Here is a 21,692-nt window from a genome sequence, read left to right on the forward strand (position 1 = left end):
ACAACGGCCTTTACACACGCATGCGGAAACTGGCCGACCTTCAGACTGGCGGGAACAGCACCAGTGTTTGCAGGGCGGTCCCTACAGGACCCTGCGTATCAAAAAGCACCGACTGAGACATGCCGATGCCCGTAGGTTGCCAATGTGAAACCGAACTGGACGCCAGCCAATCTGAAACCGGTTCGCGGTGGATATTCACGGTCAGATCGGTGTTCATGAACCCCATCTCCGACGTCGGAGCATTCCACGAGATACCATTGCCGCAATCCGCCAACGGGCACAGTGCCTGAATGGGCGACTGATCTTCGCCGCTCAACAGCTTTGGGGTGCGCATCCAGACCGTTTTGGGTCCGGCCCCCTGTTTGCCGTCTTTGGGATAAAGGATGTCACTGTAGTGGGCAAACCCCTTCAAATCGTGACGAATCTCGCCGATTGGAAAAGGACCTTCTACTGCGTCTTCCAACTGTGGCGCACTGGTTTCGACGTTTGCCACCGCGCCCAGATCGCGTCGCGCCAGATGCATGGTGGTGGCCGTGGCGCAGAGTGTGTCATCCAGGTCGTGCACCGTGACCCGTGTGGTCGCCAGCGTCTTGGTATGGCGCGTGGTTTCTGCGGCAACCCGCAACCCGGCCAAGGGCAGAGGGCGCAACAAGTCAACTGTCAGGCGGGTCAGCATCTTTTCAGGGCCAACCTCGGTTTCCGCCGCCCGCACTATCAACCCGCTTACCGGCCCTGCGTGGCAATGATCGGCAGACCACGGACCGCGTGCAGGATCATGTCCGACAAACGCCCCATCCTCGCGCTGATGAAAATAGGTCTGATCCGTGAAGTCGAGCCCTGCCATCAGTCCCCTCTGGTCATTCGCTGCGTTGTGTGCCTCGGCTCACTCATACCGGTAACCGGTTGCGAAGTAACGTGGTTTCCCTTGCGCGAGGTGAGTGGTATCTTCACGAAACTGTTTTTTTCGGGTTTTGAAACCGGGCTGTACTTTTAGGCACGAGGATGGCTTAACAGACCTGATCCTGTCCACCGCTGTGACGGGACGTCACCACATCACATCCAAGTGGGGTCGCATATGGCGTTGTTGATTGAAACCGGGTTGTCGGACTGGATTGGGGATGAGGAAATCGCCACCTCACTACAAGCCTTAGCGCCCGGTGCAGACATCCGCACACCCGGAACGCTGGGCGACCCCAACGACATTACGATGCTTGCAGTGGTCAGCATGCAAAGCAATCACCCGGCGAAGTTGCCCAACCTGAAACTGGTTCAGAAGCTGGGGGCCGGGGTTGAGACCATAGTTGGCCATCCGGACCTGCCTCCGCATATCCGTGTAGCGCGATTGAAGCCAGACGCGCCTGCGCAGGGCATTGCCGAATGGTTTCTGGCCTATATTCTGCGCGCTCAGCGCCATATGGTTTTTCACGAGGCATCCCAGAGCCGCGCCGAATGGTTGCCGCGCGCACCTATCTTCACACCTGATACGGTTGTGGGCGTTCTGGGTCTGGGCCATATAGGTGCCCGCACTGCCCGCATGTTACATGCCGTCGGGTTTCAGGTCATGGGCTGGAGCCGCTCACCAAAGTCCATCGATGGTGTCACCTGCCTGCATGGGCAAGACGCGCTGCCTCGGCTATTGGGGCAATGTGATCACGTCTGTGCCATCCTTCCTTCGACGCCGCAAACCGCGGGTTTGTTTGACGCACAGACGCTGGCCGCGATGAAGCCGGGCAGTCAGTTGCTGAACGCCGGACGCGGAAACCTGATTGACGAGGCGGCGCTGATCGCGGCGCTGGATAACGGCTCACCGGGCCATGCCGTGTTGGACGTCACGTCACAGGAACCGCTGCCAAAAGACAGTCCCTTGTGGCGGCACCCTTCTGTGACGATCACACCGCATGTCTCGGGCTGGTATCTGGGGGACGCACTGTCGGATGTGGCTGAGAACTACCATAGGCTCAGGTCCGGCGATCCCCTGTTGCACGAAGTCAGTCGCGATCTGGGGTACTGATAACCAAGTCAGAGATCAGGGCGTCAGGATCCAGTTTCCGTTACCGTCATTGCACCGGCGGGTTCTGATCTCGCGGCTTTGATCGCTGCCTTCCGGCTGGATGACATGCTGAAGGCCGACGCAGTTGCCCTGAACGTTTTGCACCCGGATCGTTCCTTTTGAGCCGGTCTCGTCGTTTTGCCAGGACCGTTCCTGCCCTACGGAGGGCGTGCCATTGTTCAAAAGGGCATTCGAGGTTTCACTGACCACTTCAAAGTCTGCCGGGGACAGCCCCATCTCAGCTATGATTCGGGAGAGTGACTTGGCGCCGGCGGAACCGGTCATCAATAGGGCGCCACACGCGGCAATGACGGGTAAAAACTGGGCTTTCATTGTGGCCTCACAGAACTGAAATCATTTACGACCAAGGATATACCTCTGTTTCAGCAGGGCCAAGCCCCGGGGTGCCGACCTTCAAAATATCCCGAACAAACCTATCGCGTGTCAGGACCTAATAGCGCCGCGCCTTTGTCCCCATAGTGCCATTCAAACGATCCCGAGGCACACAAATGACCCATCCGACCTACTTCGCCCCGACCGGCGGCCACCCCGGCCAGAACCAGTTGCTGACCGACCGCGCCATGTTCACAGACGCGTATGCGGTCATTCCCAAAGGTACGATGCGCGACATCGTCACCAGCTATCTGCCGTTCTGGGAAGGAACACGCCTGTGGGTTCTTTCACGCCCGCTCAGCGGATTTGCCGAAACGTTCTCGCAATACATCATGGAAGTGCAGCCCGGCGGCGGCAGCGATCAGCCAGAGACAGACGCGCAAGCACAGGCAGTGCTTTTTGTCGTCGAAGGAACAGTCACTTTGACGCTGAACTCGGAAAACCATGTGTTGGAGACAGGCGGATACGCCTATATCCCCGCCGGCAGCGACTGGACATTGCGGAACACTGGCCAGACGGCAGCCCGGTTCCACTGGGTCCGCAAAGCCTATGAGTCCGTTCCCGGGTTGTCCGCGCCAGACCCGATCATCACCAACGAACGCGATGTGACGCCTGTCGAAATGCCGGGCACCGAAGGCCGATGGTCCACCACGCGGTTCGCAGACCCGCAGGACCTGCGCCATGACATGCATGTGAACATCGTCAATTTCGAACCAGGCGGGGTCATTCCCTTCGCCGAAACCCATGTGATGGAACACGGGCTTTATGTTCTGGAAGGGAAAGCGGTTTATCGCCTCAATCAGGACTGGGTCGAAGTTGAGGCCGGAGATTACATGTGGCTGCGCGCCTTTTGCCCGCAAGCCTGTTACGCAGGGGGGCCGGGCCGGTTCAGGTATCTGCTTTACAAGGACGTCAACCGGCATATGCCCCTGTCCCTGTCGCGCCGCTAAACGCTGGGCTGGCTGGGAATCGCAGTGATCTTTTGCCCCGGGGCTTCACACAAGGGTCGGAATTTGCTGAAATCCAGGTAACTTCTTGTTTTGAGCATTGGAGATTTGTCCATGAAACTGCGCCTTGCCCTGATAGCCGTTGCCACACTCTCTACCTCTGCAATCCTGCACACCGCACCCGCCATTGCGGGGGAAGAGACCAAATCCGTCTTCGTCATGAGCCGCAACTGGGCTGTGACACAGGTCGCAGACGAACCGGTCATTTATCGCGCCACACGCGACAACAACAACCTGAACCCGTTCGGCCCGCCCCCACGCCTTCGCACGACGCAAGCTATTACTGCCATTCAACAAGCGACGGGCTGCAAGGTGATCTTCAACAGCATGTACCAGAATATATCGGGTCAGTTCTTTTCTCAGGTCAGGTGCAAGTAAGCTGTTGCTGATCAGGCATTGAGATCGACCCGACGCCCTGCCATAGCTTGCGCATGAAACTCGCGATAAACGGATTCGGCCGCATTGGCCGCACGATCCTGCGGCAGGTTCTGGCCCTGCCCGAAGGGTCGGATATCGAGCTGGTGCTGATCAATGACATCGCGCCGCTGGAGACCTGTGCTTACCTGTTCAAATACGACAGCACCTTCGGCCCCTATCCCGGCGATGTGTCACAGGGCGATGCCGCGCTGATCGTAGACGGACGCTCTGTTCCTATGACGCACAGTGCCGATCTGACACGCGTTGATTTATCCGGCGTAGACGTGATGCTGGATTGTACCGGGGTCGCGCGCGCATCCGACGTGGCGCGTCGCGGATTGTCTGCGGGCGCCAGCAAGGTCCTGATCTCGGGTCCTTCGCCTGCGGCCGACTTAACCGTCGTTCTGGGGGCGAACGAGGATCAGTTGGGCAGCGCCCGGATCGTATCGAACGCCTCCTGCACAACGAATGGGCTGGCACCGCTGGTCAAAGTGCTGGACCACATTGGCGGTATTTTGTCGGGCCATATGACAACCATCCATTGCTATACCAACAGCCAACCCATGGTTGACGCCCCGCGCGGCGACCTTGCCCGGTCGCGGGCCGGTGCGCTGTCCATGGTTCCGACAACGTCCAGCGCCACACACCTGATCGACGTGGTCCTTCCACATCTGGCCGGGCGCATCTCGGGTGCCGCAGTTCGCGTCCCGACAGCCAGCGTTTCGGCGGTCGACCTCGTGGTCACGCTGGAACGCGGTATGCGGGCCGAGGATTTCGATCGTGCTTTGCGTCAGGCTGTTGTCGCGTCACCGGTTTTGGGTTGGACGGATATGCCGCTGGTCTCTTCCGATTTGCGGGCGCGCCCGGATTCGCTGGTCATTGCCGGGCCGGAAACCCGCATGGTCGGAGAAAATCAGGTGCGCGTTTTCGGCTGGTACGACAATGAATGGGGCTTTTCGGCTCGCATGCTGGACGTGGCCCGTCTGATGGCCGCGTCGTGACCGGACTAACCTTCGTACACAGCGTCGGGTCGGCAACTATGGTTTAGGCCCCGCGACAGGGTATTCTGTAACGCGAACCACCTTACTGATCCGTTCAATCATGAAATCCATGAACAGGCGTGCCTTTGGATCCTGATGGCGCCGATGCGTGTATAGGCAGGCCATCTGAACTGAAACAGGCGGAGTTTCCGTTGCAACCGGCACGAGGCGGCCGGATTTCAGATGCTCGGCCACCTCGAAAACCGGCTTCATTGCAATGCCTTGACCGGACAACGCCCAATCCGTCAGAACATCCCCATCATCACATTCGAACCGCCCGGACACGGCAAATCGTTTCGGGCCATCGGGTGTGACCAGCATCCACTGAAACTCGGTCGCACCCGGAAAGCGCAGATTCAGGCATTCATGCTTGTCGGCAATCAGGTCAGCCCCGGTCTTAGGCATACCGCGCCGCGCCACATAGTCTGGCGCAGTGCACAGTACACGCTGGCAGTCGGCAATCTTGCGAATACGCAACGTGCTGTCCTCGGGCTGGCCAATGAAAAACGCCAGATCCAGACCTTCCGTCGTCAGATCAACCGAGCGATCCGTCAGGCGCAACCGGACATCAATCTCGGGGTATTCCGCAAGAAACTCGGGCACATGTGGAGCCAGCAATCGCCTCCCCACCCCCAGTGGAGACGCCACGAACAACGACCCGCGCGGTGCCTCGGTCAGATGTGTGACCTGAGCCTCGGCCTCGTCCACCGCATCCAGAACCGCCACCGCACCGGGATAGAATGCCTTTCCCTGCTCTGTCGGGGACAGGTTGCGTGTGGTGCGCTGGAACAGACGTACACCCAGATGGTCCTCAAGCTGCGATATTCGCGCCGATGTCACCGCTGGCGAAATCCTAAGATCCCGCCCGGCCGCAGACATGCTGCCCAGATCGTAAACCCTGACAAAGGTTCGGATGTTGTCGAGATAGGACATTTTTTCGGTTTTTTTTGATACCCGTTGGCAATATACTGGGAATACCGAAGAACCGCCCGTTTGCCTAGTGAATTGCACTGGCCAAGACCAAAGGCCAGCCCGGACATTTGTTGCATACGGTTGACTATCGCCTGCAACGCGGCAATTCCAGTCTGCCAATCTAGATGCGCAATACGATGTGTCGGCACAAACCGGGACAATTTGACCAAAATTACCCGATCCCGCGTTTATCCCTTTTCCCAATAGCATTCAGATGTTCTAACCTGACACTATAAGACCGTCCGTGACACGGTAGCTGAGATTTGGAACTGGGACAATTGGGGCAATTCATGCAAGGGCGCACGCCGCAAGGCCGTTTGAAGTTCTGGCTGAGTGCCATTGTCATTTCACTGACCCCGACTGCTCTGATGGCGCTGGAAACCTCTCTGACGGCGCCGGGCGCTTCGAAGGAACTGGTTGAACGCCTGAAAAAGACATCATCGGTTACAACAGCGAAAGAGCGGGGCTTGGATACGCCACTTGAGATCCTGTCTGCCGCCTTGTCGGATTACCGCACGCTTGTACAGATCTTGTATGATGAAGGGTATTTCAGCCCGGTTGTCAGCATCAAGCTTGACGGGCAGGAAGCCGCTGAGTTGAGCTCTTTGACTGTGCCAACACAGATCAACAGGGCCGCAATTACCGTTGAAACCGGACCAAGCTTCAAATTCGGCACGGCCATTGTTCAGCCCCTGGCGTCTGGCACCGTTCTGCCCGAAGGTTTCGCCCCCGGCAAGTTGGCAACGACCGGAGCCATTCAAAAAGCAGGCTCGGACGGTGTGCAGGGGTGGCGGAATGCGGGCCATGCGAAAGCGAAAATTGAGGATCAGACCATCATCGCCCGCCACGCGCAGGCCCGTCTGGATGCGCAGATTGATCTGGACCCGGGGCGCAGGTTGACGTTTGGCAGAATGTTCATCAAGGGCGACACGGATGTGCGCCACCGGTCCATCGAAAAAATCGCCGGTTTCCCAAGCGGAGAAGTTTACTCACCAGAAAAAATCCAGAAGGTTGGAACACGTTTACGCCGCACCGGCACGTTCAACGTCGTGTCATTGCAGGAACATGAGACAGCAAACCCCGACGGCACACTGGATTTCGACGCCACATTCGAAGACTTGCCAAAGCGTCAGCTGACCTTTGGGCTCGAGCTGGCCTCGCGCGACGGCCTCGACGTGACCGCGACCTGGACACATCGAAACATGTTCAAACGCGCGGAACGCCTGCGGTTCGAGGCCGCGATACGAAATATCGGTGGTTCCGAAGATCTTGATGGACGGATCGGATTGCGCCTGGATCAGCCCGATCGTCTGGGTCCGGACGACAATACTTTCTGGAACGCGTTGCTGGAGCGCCGCAACACCGAAAACTACAATGTCTCGGTTGCGTCTGTGGCATATGGTGCGCGCCGCACATTCTCGGACACGCTCTATGCCGAAGCCTCGGCTGGGTTACAGTGGTCAGATGCTGACGACGCCTATGGAAGTGGCCGCAAGTTCAGATACTTTATCCTGCCCTTCCGCTCGGAATGGGATGAGCGAGACAGCAAAGTTAGTGCCACACGCGGTTTCTATCTGGATTCTCAGATAATGCCGTTTGTCGGTTTTTCTGGCACAGACACTGGCATTCGCATGTTCTTCGACGGTCGGGCCTATACCAGCCTTGGCACGGGTGGAAGGATAGTGCTGGCGGGGCGGGCGCAAATTGGATCAATCATTGGTCCACCAGCAGATGGTGTCACACCCGACTTTCTGTTTTTTTCCGGTGGTGCGGGAACCGTGCGCGGGCAACCCTATGAAAGCCTTGGCATCCCTGTCGGGACCGGTGTCGCAGGCGGCAAGTCCTTTCTTGGACTTTCCGGCGAGATCCGGGGCAAGGTGACAGATTCTCTGTCGCTGGTTGGGTTTTACGACTACGGTGTCGTCGATACCTCTTCCTTTATTGGAAGTGGCGCGGAAGATCATGCAGGTGCCGGTATCGGCGTAAGATATGATTTGGGCGGCTTCGGACCCCTGCGGTTTGACCTGGCCTTCCCGGTAAGCGGCCCCACCGGAGACGGTTTGCAATTCTATATCGGGATCGGGCAAGCGTTTTGAGACGGCACCTTTCATACCCTCTGCTGATTGGCACGCTGATGCTTGTGCCAGTGGCCGGCCCCGCGCAGGAGGACGAAGGCGGCAGCATGATCGAGCGGTTCCTACAGGACACGCTGTCGGGCGACGATCAGAATGTCACCGTCAAAGGCCTGCAAGGCGCGCTGAGTTCACGCGCCACCATTGCCGAGATCACGGTGGCCGATGATGAAGGGGTCTGGCTGACCATTCGGGGAGCGGAACTGGATTGGAACCGGTTGGCGCTGATCCGCGGGCGGTTTTCGGTCAACGCGCTGACCGCACAGGAAATCGACGTGGCCCGTGCGCCGGGCACCACGACCAAGGACACGCCGTCCCCTTCTGCCGAGACCCAGGCTTTTCAACTGCCTGAACTGCCTGTGGCCATCGAAATCGGCGAAATCCGTTTTGGCGAGCTGGCATTGGGCAAACCTTTGATCGGCGTTGCGGCGGAACTGGCCGTCAATGGCAACCTGTCGCTGGCCGACGGCACGCTGGACACCAAACTGGACATCACCCGACTGGATCGGGCCGGTGATGAAATCTCTTTGGCTGCGGGTTTTAGGAACACTGACAGCCAGATCGATCTTGACCTTCAGGTCACCGAAGCTGCGGGGGGTCTGATCTCGACCGCGCTAAAAATGCCGGACAGCCCTCCGATCGGATTGTCCGCGAAAGGGTCCGGGCCGGTGACGGATTTTACGGCCGATATCGGCCTGAGCAGTGATGGGCAGCCACGAGTGACCGGGCAGGTTCGTTTGCGTTCTGCCCCAACAGCCGCGGCTAGCGCGGAGGAGGGCATCGCCTTTACCGCAGATCTGGGCGGTGACCTGACGCCCTTTGTCGCCGAGAATATGGATACGTTTTTCGGCCCCAAAACGCAGTTGATCGTGGATGGGCGTACCCTGCCTGAAGGAGCATTGGATATCAGTGATCTGGAACTCAGTTCTCAGGCACTGAACCTGAAAGGGGCGCTGCAACTGGCGCCGGGCGGTCGGCTGCAACTGGCGGCCCTGCAAGGGCGCATTACGCCGCCAGAGGGGCAAAGCGTCGTCCTTCCGTTATCAGGTGGCGACACATCGATAGAGGCTGCTCAGGTCTCTGCGTTGTTTGATGAGAAAAACGGCAATCTCTGGGATCTGAGCCTGACCGCAAACGCCATAAAATCCGACACCCTGAACCTGCAACGCGCGCAGATTACGGCGCAAGGGACCTTGGAACAGGGTGACGTTTTGCGGATCGACGGTGATTTGCAGGCAGCTTTGGATGGTATCGACCTGGCTGACGATGCCCTGAACACCGCCGTTGGCGACCGCATTACGCTGGACGGTACGTTCCAGTATGGCAGGGATCAGACCCTGAACCTGTCCGGGGTCGAGATGGTCGGCTCGGACTACGAACTGGGCGTTGACGCCGAGATCAGCGGCTTGTCCAGTGGTTTGGCCGTCAATGGTGCTGCGACGTTGCAGGCGACCGATCTGTCGCGGTTTTCGGGCCTGGCGCAGCTGGAACTGGGCGGTCAGGCCTCTGCCCGGCTCACCGGCCAGGGTTCGCCGCTTGAAGGCAGTTTCGATGGCAAGCTTGAGGTCGAAGGGCGCGATCTTTCCACAGGGCGCGACGACATTGACCCGGTGATAAGGGGCAACACAACAATCGCGCTGGACGCCAAACGCGGAGCGGATGGCGTAACAATCCGTGATTTTACGCTGATCGGCGACACTCTGCGCGCGCAGGCTGACGGCAGGGTTACCACCCCTGATGGCAACGTGACGATTGACGGGCAAGCAACAGTCAACGCGCGTGATCTTTCCGTGTTCTCGGGCCTCGCCAAACGTGAGCTTGGCGGTGCGGTACAGGCGAAACTGGACGGCAAAGGCACTGTTCAGACGCTCGAATTTGATGGCACCGCCAGCGTGATGAGCCGGGATATCAAAACGGGCCTGCCCGAGATTGACCCGCTGCTGGTCGGTCGGACCGAGATCACATTCGATGGCGCGCTGAGCCAGAAGCAGATTGAAATCCGCGACGCGGTGATCAAAGGCTCAGCCCTTGTGGCAAGCGCCACTGCAACAATTGACGATCCGACGGATGCACTGGCCGTGGACGGAAAGGTTAGTCTGAACATCCCGGACCTGTCACCTTTTTCAGGCCTTGCCGGGCGAGATATTGCAGGCTCGGTCATAGCGGACGTCGCTGGCAAAGGTACGGTTGGCAGCAGGGTATTTGACGTCAAAGGCAACTTGGCTGCCGATGACATCAAGTCCGGCATCAACGCGGTTGACACCCTGATCCCGGGGCGAACGAACCTGACCGTGGATGCGGTGAATGACGAGGCCGGTCTGAACATTCGCACATTCCAACTGATCGGCACCGCCCTTTCTGCGGATGCATCCGGCAAACTGGATCGCGATGCGGGCGGAGTGACCTTTTCCGCAGCACTGGATGATCTGGGGCGGCTGTCAAAATCACTCTCTGGGCCTCTGAAACTGGACGGCAACGTCGCTCCGACACAGTCCGGGCTCGAAGGAACCGCTCACTTGCTTGGGCCAGAGAGTTCTTATGCCAAAGTGGCCGGTACGGTGGACACAAATGGATCCGCCGATCTGGACTTTGATGCCAAGTTCAACCGCATCGAAAGGTTTGTGCCAGAGTTTCCCGGCACCCTTACCGCTGCGGGCAATGCAAAGCGGGACAGTGGCGTTTGGACCATCGACGCCAAGGCACAAGGTCCCGCGGACATCGTCAGCACGGTTGCAGGAACATTTGATGAAACCAGCAGCAATGCTGATATTTCTGCGCAGGGTGGCGTAAACCTGGGGATTGCGAATGCCTTTATTACACCCAGAAAAATTGAAGGATCCGCGCGTTTTGATCTGGCCCTCAAAGGCCCGGCTGATCTGGCGTCCCTAAGCGGATCGATTACCACCTCGGGAACATCCCTAGCACTTCCCGGCGCGGGTCAGACCATCACCGGGATCAACGGACAGGTGGATCTGGCGCAAAGCCGTGCAACCATCAAACTGAACGGCGGTGTGCGGGCTGGTGGTGGCTTTACCGTCAATGGACCTGTCGATCTAACACCCCCGTTCAACGCGCAGATCACGACAACAATCGACAACCTCGTCCTGACCGATCGGCTTTTGTATGAGACGACTTTGAATGGCCAGATTGCCATGACCGGCGCCTTAGCCGGGAACAGTTCGCTGGCCGGGCAGATCACCTTTGGTGAGACCAATATCAACCTCGCTGCGGCTTCGGGGGCTGTAGGTGCCGCACCAATCCCCGAGATACAGCATGTCAACGAAAGCGGTGCCAGTTTCATCACGCGCGAGCGCGCAGGTCTGGTGGCTACCGAAGACAAGGGCCAACGCACATCCAGAATAGCGCTAGACATCAACTTGCTGGCGCCCAAAGCCGTGTTCGTACGGGGGCGCGGTGTAAATGCCGAATTGGGTGGCCGGATTTCCATTGGTGGCACCACGACCTCGGTGGTCCCATCAGGTCAGGTTGAATTGATCCGCGGTAATTTCGATATTCTGGGCCGCAGGCTGGCCCTGACCAAAGGCATCGTGACCCTACAAGGTGACTTGACGCCTTATATCGAGTTTGAATCCTCTGCCAGCACCTCGGACGGCACCGCGACCATCGAAATCGCAGGGCCACTGGATTCACCCGAGGTTAACGTGTTTTCCGATCCCGAGCGTCCGGCTGAAGAGGCGCTGGCGATGCTGCTCTTTGGGAACAGGTTCTCGGAAATCTCACCGTTCCTGATTGCGCAGATGGCCGCATCGCTGGCGCAACTCAGCGGTGCTGGCGGGGACGCGACCAAGGGATTACGCGACTCTACCGGTGTTGATACGATTGATGTTGGTGCGTCAGAGGGTGGCGCGGGCCGACTGGGTGCCGGGGCCTATTTGGGTGAAAACCTCTACACCGACTTCACTGTCAATACCGAAGGCAATACCGAGGTGAACCTGAACCTTGATGTAACCGACAATTTCTCGGTCAAGGGCACGGTTGACGGTCGTGGCGAAACGGGCATCGGAGTGTTCTTTTCAAAGGACTATTAGGATCGCGTCCGACCCCAGCAAACTATTTCCGGCGAATTCCTATCGGTTGGCCGATCTGCGAAGCCGGTTCCAGAGACTTGTGATCCTCCACCATTTGCGCAAGACGCGCCGCTGCCCAATCCGGGTAGGGTGTGGATCGCCCGGTGCTGTGGCTGACATTCATAAAAAGCGCCTCTTGCGTCGCACAAATCTCGTCAGTTTCTGCCAAAAGCATCTCGGCGAAATAATGTCCTCTCTTGCTGTCAGCATCCAGCATACGGAACCTGAAATAAAACGATGAACTGTCTTTGACCTCCTGCACGAAATGCAGATGAGACTGCAGGATGTAAGGCCCCTGCCCCAACGCCTTGACCTGCACCTCGCCCAACCCGAGATGGTCAACCATCAGCTTTTCCAACGCCATGTCAAAGGCGACACCGTAAAACCCGACATTCATATGGCCGTTATAGTCGATCCATTCGGGCCGTACTTCAAAGCCGCGAATTTCCACAGGCGCGGCATACGGGCCATCATGCCCGCCAGGAGGTGTCGAAGTCGGCTGCATTTGGCCCCCTTTACTGTGCGTCTTCATCGTCAAGTATTGCCACGGCCCGGACAAATCCCGCAGAGGCCCCTTTTATCTTGAAGGGGAAACAGGAAATCTCGAACCCGGTGGGCGGCAAATTTTCCAGATTGGTCAGCTTTTCCAAGTGGCAATACCCGATATCCATCGACGCGCGGTGTCCTTCCCAGATAATAGATGGATCTCGGGTCTCAGCGTATTCCTGAGCGGTGAGCGGAAACGGGGCATCCCAGCTCCAGGCGTCGGTGCCGGTGACACGCACGCCACGTTCAGTCAGAAAAAGCGTCGCCTCGCGCCCCATTCCACATCCTTTGGCCAGATAATCCGGCGCGCCATAACGTGTCCCTGCAGCAGTGTTGACCACGACGATATCCAGCGGGCAGAGTTCGTGGCCGATGCGCTTCAATTCGGCTTCGACATCTGCCGCGGTAACGACATACCCGTCCTCGAAGTGTCGAAAGTCCAGCTTGACGCCAGGGTTCATGCACCATTCCAACGGCACTTCGTCGATGGTTATCGCCCGTTCACCTTTGTTCATCGTGGAATGATGGTGATACGGCGCATCCAGATGCGTGCCGTTGTGGGTCGCGATCTGCAACCGTTCGATGGCCCACCCTTCACCGTTCGGCAGGTCTTGCCGTTCCAGACCCGGAAAGAAAGATATGACCTGTTCTGCCGTCTGATCATGGGTCAGATATTCGATTTGCGGCAACATGATTGGCGGGTCAGACACGATCCCGGTTTCCAACGGAACGGACAGATCGACGAAACGACGGGCCATTAGCAACTCCTCCACCATATTCCCGGACAGGGTTGGTTGAGCGCAAGCGCCTGTCAAGAAAAGAAAAAGGCGACCCGTCTGGCCGCCTTCTTTGCTTGATATGTATTGGGTTTACTCAGCCGCAACTGCGCCTTCGATCTTCTCGACGCGAATGGCCGAGAATTTGAACTCGGGGATTTTGCCATAAGGGTCGATGGCTGAGTTTGTCAGGATGTTCGCCGCCGCCTCAACATAGGCAAACGGGATGAACACCATATCCTCGGCAATCGCCCGGTCCGCGCGGACCATGATCTCAATCGAACCACGGCGTGTGGTCAGGCGGATCATGTCGCCCGGCTCGATGCCCATCAGCTTGAGCGTACGTGGATTCATCGAACAGTTTGCCTCGGGCTCCACCGCGTCAAGAACGTTGGACCGGCGGGTCATTGAGCCAGTGTGCCAATGTTCCAGCTGACGGCCAGTGGTGGCGATCATCGGGTATTCCTCGTCCGGGGCCTCATCCGGCGGAATGACGCTGGCGGGGGTGAACTTCGCCTTACCGCCCGAGCGGGGGAAACCATCCCCGAACACGATGGCCTGACCCGGGTCGGTTTCGCTGAGCGACGGGTAGGTAATCGTCTCGTTCTCCAGACGCTCCCACGTGATGTTGTCAAGCGACGCCATGGTCAGTTTCATCTCGGCAAAGACCTGCGACACATCGGTGTAGTCCCAGTTCAACCCGATGCGCTGTGCCAGCTCGACTGTGATCTTCCAATCTTCGCGCGCTTCACCCGGGGGGGTAACGGCAGGCCGTACACGCTGTACCTGGCGGTTGGTGTTCGACACAGTGCCGTTCTTTTCATAGAGCGCCGAGGCAGGCAGGATGATGTCAGCGTAGTTCGCCGTCTCGGTCAGAAAGATGTCCTGTACGATCATCAGATCCAGTTTGGCCAGCGCCGCGCGGGCGTGGTTCACATCCGGGTCGGACATGGCAGGGTTTTCACCCTGAATATACATGCCCTTGATGTTGCCCGCATATGCCTGATCGATGATCTCAGTAACGGTCAGACCTTTCTCGTTCGAGAAGTCATCCGAATGCCATACATCATTGAATCTGGCGCGAACGCGGTCGTCTGTCACCGACTGATAGTCTGGCAGGAACATCGGGATCAGCCCGGCGTCTGATGCACCCTGCACGTTGTTTTGCCCCCGCAGCGGGTGCAGACCCGCGCCCGGTTTGCCGACATTGCCGGTCATAAGGGCCAGCGAGATCAGGCAGCGCGAGTTGTCGGTGCCGTGGATGTGCTGGCTGACGCCCATGCCCCAGAAGATCAGGCCCGCTTTGGCCTGCGCAAAGGTGCGGGCGACCCGGCGCAGCTGATCTGGTTCAATACCACAGATCGGTGCCATCGCTTCGGGCGTAAAGGCGCGCAGGTGCTCTTTCTCGGCCTCCCAGTTCTCGGTCCAGCGATGGATGTACTGGCTGTCATACAGCTCTTCCTCGACGATCACGTTCATGATCGCGTTCAGCATCGAGACATCGGCCCCCGGCCGGAACTGCAGCATTTCATCCGCGAACTTGCGCATACCAACGCCGCGGGGGTCCATAACGATCAGTTTGCCGCCACGCTTGGCGAACTGCTTGAAATAGGTCGCCGCGACAGGGTGGTTCTCGATTGGGTTCGAACCGATGATGATCGCCACATCGGCGTTTTCGATCTCGTTAAAGGTCGCCGTCACCGCGCCCGAACCCACATTCTCGATCAGCGCCGCAACGGATGAAGCGTGGCACAGACGCGTGCAGTGATCGACGTTGTTGTGCTTGAAGCCCTGACGGATGAACTTCTGGAACAGGTACGCCTCTTCGTTGGTGCACTTGGCCGAACCAAAGCCCGCAACCGAACGTGGGTCTTCGGCACGCAGGGCCATCAGCTTGGTCGCGGCCAAGTCCATCGCCTCTTCCCAGGTCGCCTCGCGGAAATGGGTCGACAGGTTACCCGGATCAACGTTCAGCCCCTTGGCAGGCGCATCCTCGCGCCGGATCAAAGGTTTGGTCAGGCGGTGCGGGTGGTGGATGTAGTCAAAGCCAAAGCGACCTTTGACACACAAACGACCTTCGTTTGCGGGGCCGTTGATGCCCTCGACATACTTCACCTTGCCGTCCTTGACCTTCAGCGACACCTTGCAGCCCACACCGCAGAAGGGGCAAACGCTTTCGGTTTCGCTATCGTAATCCTTGCTGTCCCCCTGCTGCTGATCGTCCAGCACGGTGGCAGGCATCAGCGCACCGGTGGGGCAGGCCTGAACACATTCACCGCAAGCAACACAGGAGGAGGTACCCATCGGGTCATTCTGGTCGAACACCACCTGCGCGGTATGACCACGACCGGCCATGCCAATCACGTCATTCACCTGCACTTCACGGCAGGCCCGAACACAAAGATTGCAGTTGATACACGCATCCAGATTGACACGCATCGCGACGTGGCTGTCATCCAGAAGCGGGATTTTCTCGGCCTCTTTCGCAGGAAATCGGCTGTCGCTGACATCGTTCAGCTTGGCCATATCCCAGAAATGGCTGGATACGTCATGCGGCTGCTCGGGCTGGTCGGCCACGAGCAATTCCATCACCATGGCGCGCGATTTCTCGGCGCGGTCGGTATCGGTCTTGACCACCATCCCGTCAGCCGCCGGGCGGATGCATGAGGCGACCAGCGTGCGCTCGCCCTCCACCTCGACCATGCAGGCGCGGCAGTTGCCATCGGGGCGGTATCCCGGCGCAGGCTTGTGGCACAGGTGCGGGATCACCAGGCCCCGGCCATTGGCTGCTTCCCAGATCGTGGTGCCCTCGGGCACAGTGACGTCATCGCCGTTCAGGTTGAAGGTGACGGTCTTGGTTGGGCTTGCGTCAAGCATGGCTCTGTCTCCCTCAGATTTCGTCAGCGAAATGTTTCATGACCAGGCGGATCGGATTCGGGGCCGCCTGCCCCAGACCGCAGATCGAGGCATCGCCCATGACCTGACACAGATCCTCCAACAGATCGGTGTCCCACTTGTCGGCCTGCATCAGCTTGACCGCCTTTTCGCAGCCTGCCCGGCAGGGTGTGCACTGACCACAGCTTTCATCCTCAAAGAACCGCAGCATGTTAAGCGCGGCATCGCGGGCGGTGTCCTGATCGGACAGAACCACAACGGCGGCAGACCCGATGAAGGTGCCAAGCGGCTGAAGCGTGTCGAAGTCGAGCGGGACGTCGTCAATGCTTGAGGGGAGAAGACCAGACGACGGCCCGCCCGGTTGATACGCCTTGAACACATGGCCATCAGCCATGCCGCCGGCGGCATCAATCACATCAAGAATGGTCGAACCTGCGGGCAGCAGGTAAACGCCTGGCTTCGCCACACGCCCCGAGACCGAATAGCTGCGCAGGCCCTTGCGGCCGTTCTTTTCAACAGAGTTCAGAATCTGCGGCCCTTCGCGGCAGATTTTTGAGACCCAATACAGCGTCTCGACATTGTGCACCAAGGTCGGACGGTTAAAGACCCCAACCTGCGCCACGAACGGAGGACGGTGGCGTGGCAGGCCCTTCTTGCCCTCGATCGATTCGATCATCGCGGATTCTTCACCGCAGATATAAGCGCCAGCACCCCGGCGCAGGTCGATGTAACCCTTTGCGACGATACCGGCATCTTCCAATGCCGCAATCTCACGACGCAGAATACCCAGCACTGCCGGGTATTCGTCGCGCATGTAAATGAAACAGGTCTCGGCCTCGACCGCCCATGCAGCGATCAGCATTCCTTCAAGGAAGACATGCGGTGTGCGCTCCAGGTAATAGCGGTCTTTGAACGTGCCGGGTTCACCCTCGTCGCCGTTGACAGCCAAATAGCGCGGGCCTTCGTTCATGCGAACAAAGCCCCATTTCTTGCCCGACGGGAAGCCAGCGCCGCCCAGACCACGCAGGCCCGAGGACAGGACGTCTTCTTGCACCTGTTCCCAATCACCGCCGTCGCGCAGCTCTATAAGCTTGGCGTAACCGCCTTCGGCCTCATAGGCCGTGAAGGTCTCATAGTCGGGCAGATGCGCATGGGTGTCCCCTGCTGCAATCGCCGACTGCACCTTTTCGGGGGTCGCATGATCAATGTGATTGTGGCCAATCTCCAATACCGGAGCGGTATCGCAACGCCCCATGCAGGGCGCGCGAACGACGCGAACTTCGGCAGGGTCCAAACCGTCTTCCAACGCCTTCTGTAACTGCTGGGCACCAGCCATTTCGCAAGAGAGGGAATCACAAACCCGTATGGTCAAAGCGGGAGGAGGCGTCTCGCCTTCTTTCACCACATCGAAATGGGCATAGAAAGTCGCGGTCTCGTAGATCTCGGCCTGACCGATCCGCATCTCGACGGCCAATGCCGCGATATGGTCGGCGCTGATATGGCCGTGTTCGTCCTGAATCAAATGCAGGAATTCGATCAACAGATCACGGCGGCGCGGGCGATCGCCCAGCAGGCGTGTGATTTCAGCCTGCGCCTCATCCGTGAACTGACGGCCCTTGGGTGTGTGCCGCCCCTTGCCTTTACCTGACTTCCAGACGCCCTTGGGTGTGCCTGATGGCTTGGTATCTAATGGTGCCATGATGCCCTCCGATTGAGGTTCCGTCTCTCATCAGGCAAACATATCGTCAAATCGCTTTTGGCAATCGCACGATAACGACACCTTATCACCGCAAAGAGGTCACCACATCCCGCAAAGCCTTGACCGTCGGCAACTCGGGGTCGCGGCTGAGGGTCGCCAGACAAATCGGTTTGCTGACAACAGGTTCGATCAGCGGCAACACTTTCGTTCCCTTCAAATCGCCCAGCGCACGTACCAGAACCCGAGGAACAACCGTCGCCGCCAGCCCCTCCCGCACCATGACCATCGAAGCCGTGAAACCGCTGGTTTCGGCAACGATATCGGGGTGCAGCCCCTGTTCGGCAAACACCCGGTCCAGAATACGCCGGTTCTGCATCTGCGGCTCCAAAAGGCTGAGCGGAAATTCTGCGACCTGCGCCCACGGAATCGGGCCGCTTTGGTCCGTCAGATTCGTGGGCACCAACAACACATAGGTTTCCTCGTAAAGAGGCTGAACCTGCCGGAAGTCCGTGCCGATGCTGTCACCATAAGTCACCCCGGCATCAAGGCTGCCTTCGTCCAGCCGGTGCTGAATTGCGGTGGCAGACATGGTTTCAATGCGTGTGACGATACGAGGATGCGCGTCACGCAGCCTTTTGACCAACCGTCCCGTGAAGGCGATTGCGGTCGGGATCACGCCGAGGATCAGTGTGCCCGTAATCTCACCCTTGGCGGCCAGCACCTGCTGTTCCAGCGCCTTGGTGTCGTCCAGAATACGCCGCGCCCGCTGGACGATCATCTCGCCCTCTTCGGTCAGCCCTTGAAAGCGGTTGGCGCGACGGACGATCGAGACACCTAACCGGTCCTCAAGATTGCGGATGCGCATCGAAAACGCGGGCTGTGAAATCCCGCACTCCTCGGCCGCCTTGGCAAAATGCCGATGCCGCGCCAAGGCGCTGAGGAGTTGAAGGTCGCGGATTTCGATCATTTATTATTGTCTCCGACAGCTGGTCGATCCATACCTTAGCGAGACTTCGATTGGGAAGGAAAGCAGGCGTTACATGGCGCGCGTAATAAGCCAGAAGAGCTTACACTTGTTACTATCCAACGACACCTCTGAATTGTCAGTGAAACTCAACATTCAAAACCGTTGTCACACAAAAGATGAAATGTCATTTGTCCTTAAAGATCAAAGCGCCAGAAACCGGAACAGCTGATGAGCAAACCATTTAGAACTTTCCTATTTTTTTGCTTTATCTTCACTGTTTCTATAACCGTCAACTTACGAGCAGCGGCTGCAGATGAGCCCTACAAGCATGCATTTGAGTTCCCTGACGGCTTGACTGTACGCGTGCAGGTTCCCACGCTTTTTCGATCACTCTTTACTGAGTATGAACGCCGCTTGGTCATGTGTGACGACACCCCCTTCTCTTGCGCCTACGAATGGCTCGTGGCCGATTTGGGCCGCGAGGTTAATTTATACCTGCACGATGACGGCACTGTTATCGTAGTGAACAGTGTATGGATGATGAAGATTTTAGATGGGCCAAGCGTCCGCATCTTCAACCATCAGGAAGAAGTGGACGCACGACTGCGCAATGATGATTGGAGTTGTAATGAAGTAGGGCCAACCGCTGGTGTCGCCCCACCTGCTTCAATCTTTTTCAAGGATATGAAATACCTTGGTGCCTTCCGTTATCATCCAAATTCAGACGAAGCAAAACACAGCATTGGCTACGAAGAGTTCCGCTTTTTCCCCTTCAAAAGCTTCGGCGAAACACTCTGTGGGTATCCAGTTAGAGGATGATACCAAATTACGAATGGCAATTGGTGCGACGCCGCAGACGTTACAGCGCCCACCTCAAAACACTTCAAACAACCATCCACAAATAAGACCGTGAATCACGTATTAAACAAGAAATGCATCACGTCGCCGTCCTTGACGATATAGCCCTTACCCTCTGCCCGCATCTTACCCGCCTCTTTCGCGCCCTGCTCACCATTGGCAGCGACATAGTCGTCAAAGGCGATGGTCTCGGCGCGGATAAAACCCTTTTCGAAATCGCCATGGATCACACCTGCTGCTTGCGGTGCAGCGGTGCCGGTGCGGATGGTCCAGGCGCGGGCCTCTTTCGGGCCGACGGTGAAATAGGTTTCCAGCTTCAGCAGATCGTAACCTGCGCGGATCAGACGGTCGAGGCCGGGCTCTTCCAGACCCATCTCCTCAAGGAACATCTGGGCTTCGTCCTCATCCAGCAGGCTGATCTCTTCTTCGATCTTGGCGCTGATGATGACATGGGCATTGCCCTGCGCGGCGGCCATTTCGGCCACGCGGGCAGAGAATTCGTTGCCTTGTGCGGCGTCTTCCTCGGACACGTTGCAGACGTAGAGAACCGGTTTGGTTGTCAGCAGTTGCAACATCTTCCATGCCTTGGCGTCCTCGTCTCTGACTTCGACCAGACGTGCGGGCTTGCCGTTTTCCAGCATGGCCTGCGCCTCGGCCAACAGGCGATCTTGCTGTTGCGCCTCTTTGTCGTTGCCCTTCAGCTTGCGCACCAGATTGGCCCGGCGCTTTTCGATGCTTTCCAAATCGGCCAGCATCAGTTCGGTTTCGATCGTTTCAGCGTCCGCAACCGGATCAACACGCCCGTCGACATGTGTCACGTCACCGTCTTCGAAACAGCGCAGCACATGGGCAATCGCATCCGTTTCGCGAATATTCGCCAGAAACTGGTTGCCCAGCCCTTCGCCCTTTGACGCGCCTTTCACCAGACCCGCGATATCCACAAAAGTCATCCGCGTGGGGATGATCTGTTTTGAGGACGCAATCGCTGCCAGCCTGTCGAGGCGGGCGTCGGGAACCGCAACATCCCCGACATTGGGCTCAATGGTGCAGAACGGGAAGTTCGCGGCCTGCGCAGCAGCGGTTTTGGTCAGCGCATTGAACAGGGTCGACTTGCCGACATTCGGCAGACCCACGATTCCCATTTTAAAGCCCATCACGGCCTCCTGCATAGAATACGATCGCAGCTTCTATGCAGGTCCGCCTGAATGCGCAAGGGATTGCTGGCGGCACCTTTGCCGAGTCCATTTCGCCACATCACAAAATCGTTTGAAAATTGTGTTCTTGCCGAAATTGAAAAACGACGGCTACGAATACCAGTTAATAGCGCACGATCACTTTTTGTTGGCGGACACAGATGAAACACTTTTTTCTTGCAACCGTACTGGCGGCAACGGCCTGCGCGTCAGCCCAGGCCCAAACCGTTGTTTTTGGTGCCGGATACGCGGACTATTCTGAAGACACATCCGAAGATCAGGGTCTGATCTCGATCGAATACCACCACACGCCATTTCATCAGGCGACGCGGTTTCGCGCCGGTTGGGGTGCGGCCCTAACTGTAAATGAAGATGGTGACACGCATATCGGCGCGGGTTTGATCGGGCAGTATGCGCTGAGTGATCGCTGGTTTTTGGAAGGCAGTGTTATGCCCGGCTACTATAATGCCAGCAACGACCTGAATGATCTTGGGGGCGATTTCCAGATTCGCAGCCTTTTGGGACTTGGCTATAACCTGAACAATGGCAACAGCGTGTCTGTCGCGCTAACCCATAAATCCAACGCCAGTACCAATGACGAGAACCCGGGCGTGAATGCCCTGCTGGTACGCTATCATCTGGGCTTCTGATCCATATCA

At 58.0% G+C, this 21,692-nt stretch carries 17 protein-coding genes; 8 read left to right on the forward strand and 9 right to left on the reverse strand.

Going from position 1 to position 21,692, the window contains the following annotated elements; translation table 11 throughout:
• Positions 1-40 precede the first annotated feature (40 nt).
• On the reverse strand, positions 41-844 hold the full coding sequence (locus tag ACR0DS_RS13675) for a thioesterase family protein (protein WP_480559735.1): 804 nt from the start codon (positions 842-844) through the stop codon (positions 41-43).
• 231 nt (positions 845-1,075) lie between these two features.
• Here ACR0DS_RS13675 and ACR0DS_RS13680 point away from each other — a divergent pair, with 231 nt between their 5' ends.
• Positions 1,076-2,011 (forward strand): 2-hydroxyacid dehydrogenase, encoded by a 936-nt coding sequence (locus ACR0DS_RS13680; protein WP_480488223.1) that lies wholly within the window; start codon positions 1,076-1,078, stop codon positions 2,009-2,011.
• A 15-nt stretch (positions 2,012-2,026) separates the two neighbouring features.
• Here ACR0DS_RS13680 and ACR0DS_RS13685 read toward each other — a convergent pair whose 3' ends face one another.
• A complete protein-coding gene (locus ACR0DS_RS13685; protein ID WP_480488225.1) occupies positions 2,027-2,335 on the reverse strand; it encodes a hypothetical protein in 309 nt (102 codons plus the stop codon).
• A gap of 224 nt (positions 2,336-2,559) precedes the next feature.
• Here ACR0DS_RS13685 and ACR0DS_RS13690 point away from each other — a divergent pair, with 224 nt between their 5' ends.
• The 3 genes from ACR0DS_RS13690 (at position 2,560) to ACR0DS_RS13700 (ending at position 4,868) form a co-directional block, all read left to right on the forward strand.
• Complete coding sequence (locus tag ACR0DS_RS13690; RefSeq protein ID WP_267366556.1) at positions 2,560-3,393, forward strand: bifunctional allantoicase/(S)-ureidoglycine aminohydrolase; 834 nt, start codon at positions 2,560-2,562, stop codon at positions 3,391-3,393.
• A 111-nt stretch (positions 3,394-3,504) separates the two neighbouring features.
• Positions 3,505-3,828, forward strand: a complete 324-nt coding sequence (locus tag ACR0DS_RS13695; protein ID WP_480483996.1) for a hypothetical protein — start codon at positions 3,505-3,507, stop codon at positions 3,826-3,828.
• A gap of 53 nt (positions 3,829-3,881) precedes the next feature.
• Positions 3,882-4,868, forward strand: a complete 987-nt coding sequence (locus tag ACR0DS_RS13700; protein WP_480488227.1) for a type I glyceraldehyde-3-phosphate dehydrogenase — start codon at positions 3,882-3,884, stop codon at positions 4,866-4,868.
• A gap of 36 nt (positions 4,869-4,904) precedes the next feature.
• On the opposite strand, the gene ACR0DS_RS13705 is transcribed toward ACR0DS_RS13700, so the two are convergent.
• The gene (locus ACR0DS_RS13705; protein ID WP_209598213.1) at positions 4,905-5,840 is read right to left on the reverse strand and encodes a LysR family transcriptional regulator; all 936 of its coding nucleotides are present in this window, start codon (positions 5,838-5,840) and stop codon (positions 4,905-4,907) included.
• A 329-nt stretch (positions 5,841-6,169) separates the two neighbouring features.
• Between ACR0DS_RS13705 and ACR0DS_RS13710 the strand changes: the two genes are divergently transcribed.
• Both ACR0DS_RS13710 and ACR0DS_RS13715 read left to right on the forward strand, forming a co-directional pair.
• On the forward strand, positions 6,170-7,975 hold the full coding sequence (locus ACR0DS_RS13710; RefSeq protein ID WP_480483998.1) for an autotransporter assembly complex protein TamA: 1,806 nt from the start codon (positions 6,170-6,172) through the stop codon (positions 7,973-7,975).
• A gap of 38 nt (positions 7,976-8,013) precedes the next feature.
• The gene (locus ACR0DS_RS13715; protein WP_480559737.1) at positions 8,014-12,060 is read left to right on the forward strand and encodes a translocation/assembly module TamB domain-containing protein; all 4,047 of its coding nucleotides are present in this window, start codon (positions 8,014-8,016) and stop codon (positions 12,058-12,060) included.
• Between the two features lie 22 nt (positions 12,061-12,082).
• Here the strand turns inward: ACR0DS_RS13715 and ACR0DS_RS13720 are convergent, their stop codons facing one another.
• The 5 genes from ACR0DS_RS13720 to ACR0DS_RS13740 all read right to left on the reverse strand — a co-directional run bounded on the left by ACR0DS_RS13720 (position 12,083) and on the right by ACR0DS_RS13740 (position 18,982).
• Positions 12,083-12,604, reverse strand: a complete 522-nt coding sequence (locus ACR0DS_RS13720; protein WP_480559739.1) for a thioesterase family protein — start codon at positions 12,602-12,604, stop codon at positions 12,083-12,085.
• 10 nt (positions 12,605-12,614) lie between these two features.
• Positions 12,615-13,403, reverse strand: a complete 789-nt coding sequence (locus ACR0DS_RS13725; RefSeq protein ID WP_480559741.1) for a cyclase family protein — start codon at positions 13,401-13,403, stop codon at positions 12,615-12,617.
• A gap of 111 nt (positions 13,404-13,514) precedes the next feature.
• Positions 13,515-16,298: a formate dehydrogenase subunit alpha gene (gene fdhF, locus ACR0DS_RS13730; RefSeq protein ID WP_480559743.1), complete on the reverse strand. Its 2,784-nt coding sequence runs from the start codon at positions 16,296-16,298 to the stop codon at positions 13,515-13,517.
• 13 nt (positions 16,299-16,311) lie between these two features.
• Positions 16,312-18,015: an NAD(P)H-dependent oxidoreductase subunit E gene (locus tag ACR0DS_RS13735; RefSeq protein ID WP_480559745.1), complete on the reverse strand. Its 1,704-nt coding sequence runs from the start codon at positions 18,013-18,015 to the stop codon at positions 16,312-16,314.
• Positions 18,016-18,100: 85 nt separating this feature from the next.
• Complete coding sequence (locus ACR0DS_RS13740; protein ID WP_480538605.1) at positions 18,101-18,982, reverse strand: LysR family transcriptional regulator; 882 nt, start codon at positions 18,980-18,982, stop codon at positions 18,101-18,103.
• 228 nt (positions 18,983-19,210) lie between these two features.
• Here ACR0DS_RS13740 and ACR0DS_RS13745 point away from each other — a divergent pair, with 228 nt between their 5' ends.
• Entirely contained in the window at positions 19,211-19,801 is a 591-nt protein-coding gene (locus ACR0DS_RS13745) for a hypothetical protein (RefSeq protein ID WP_480559747.1), read from the forward strand.
• Between the two features lie 95 nt (positions 19,802-19,896).
• Here ACR0DS_RS13745 and ychF read toward each other — a convergent pair whose 3' ends face one another.
• The gene (ychF, locus tag ACR0DS_RS13750; protein ID WP_480484005.1) at positions 19,897-20,994 is read right to left on the reverse strand and encodes a redox-regulated ATPase YchF; all 1,098 of its coding nucleotides are present in this window, start codon (positions 20,992-20,994) and stop codon (positions 19,897-19,899) included.
• Between the two features lie 200 nt (positions 20,995-21,194).
• Here ychF and ACR0DS_RS13755 point away from each other — a divergent pair, with 200 nt between their 5' ends.
• The gene (locus tag ACR0DS_RS13755; RefSeq protein WP_480559750.1) at positions 21,195-21,683 is read left to right on the forward strand and encodes an acyloxyacyl hydrolase; all 489 of its coding nucleotides are present in this window, start codon (positions 21,195-21,197) and stop codon (positions 21,681-21,683) included.
• The last annotated feature ends 9 nt before the right edge of the window (positions 21,684-21,692 follow it).

The organism is Ruegeria sp. AF5, assembly GCF_056541905.1.

Excerpts from the sequence above, each read along its gene's own strand:
- ACR0DS_RS13710 (WP_480483998.1), top strand. The coding sequence starts at position 6,170 with ATGCAAGGGCGCACGCCGCAAGGCCGTTTGAAGTTCTGGCTGAGTGCC.
- ACR0DS_RS13705 (WP_209598213.1), bottom strand. The coding sequence starts at position 5,840 with ATGTCCTATCTCGACAACATCCGAACCTTTGTCAGGGTTTACGATCTG.
- ACR0DS_RS13675 (WP_480559735.1), bottom strand. The coding sequence starts at position 844 with ATGGCAGGGCTCGACTTCACGGATCAGACCTATTTTCATCAGCGCGAG.
- ACR0DS_RS13725 (WP_480559741.1), bottom strand. The coding sequence starts at position 13,403 with ATGGCCCGTCGTTTCGTCGATCTGTCCGTTCCGTTGGAAACCGGGATC.
- ACR0DS_RS13715 (WP_480559737.1), top strand. The coding sequence starts at position 8,014 with ATGCTTGTGCCAGTGGCCGGCCCCGCGCAGGAGGACGAAGGCGGCAGC.
- ACR0DS_RS13755 (WP_480559750.1), top strand. The coding sequence starts at position 21,195 with ATGAAACACTTTTTTCTTGCAACCGTACTGGCGGCAACGGCCTGCGCG.
- ACR0DS_RS13740 (WP_480538605.1), bottom strand. The coding sequence starts at position 18,982 with ATGATCGAAATCCGCGACCTTCAACTCCTCAGCGCCTTGGCGCGGCAT.
- ACR0DS_RS13680 (WP_480488223.1), top strand. The coding sequence starts at position 1,076 with ATGGCGTTGTTGATTGAAACCGGGTTGTCGGACTGGATTGGGGATGAG.
- ACR0DS_RS13745 (WP_480559747.1), top strand. The coding sequence starts at position 19,211 with ATGAGCAAACCATTTAGAACTTTCCTATTTTTTTGCTTTATCTTCACT.
- ACR0DS_RS13690 (WP_267366556.1), top strand. The coding sequence starts at position 2,560 with ATGACCCATCCGACCTACTTCGCCCCGACCGGCGGCCACCCCGGCCAG.
- ACR0DS_RS13685 (WP_480488225.1), bottom strand. The coding sequence starts at position 2,335 with ATGACCGGTTCCGCCGGCGCCAAGTCACTCTCCCGAATCATAGCTGAG.
- fdhF (WP_480559743.1), bottom strand. The coding sequence starts at position 16,298 with ATGCTTGACGCAAGCCCAACCAAGACCGTCACCTTCAACCTGAACGGC.
- ACR0DS_RS13735 (WP_480559745.1), bottom strand. The coding sequence starts at position 18,015 with ATGGCACCATTAGATACCAAGCCATCAGGCACACCCAAGGGCGTCTGG.
- ACR0DS_RS13720 (WP_480559739.1), bottom strand. The coding sequence starts at position 12,604 with ATGCAGCCGACTTCGACACCTCCTGGCGGGCATGATGGCCCGTATGCC.
- ychF (WP_480484005.1), bottom strand. The coding sequence starts at position 20,994 with ATGGGCTTTAAAATGGGAATCGTGGGTCTGCCGAATGTCGGCAAGTCG.
- ACR0DS_RS13695 (WP_480483996.1), top strand. The coding sequence starts at position 3,505 with ATGAAACTGCGCCTTGCCCTGATAGCCGTTGCCACACTCTCTACCTCT.
- ACR0DS_RS13700 (WP_480488227.1), top strand. The coding sequence starts at position 3,882 with ATGAAACTCGCGATAAACGGATTCGGCCGCATTGGCCGCACGATCCTG.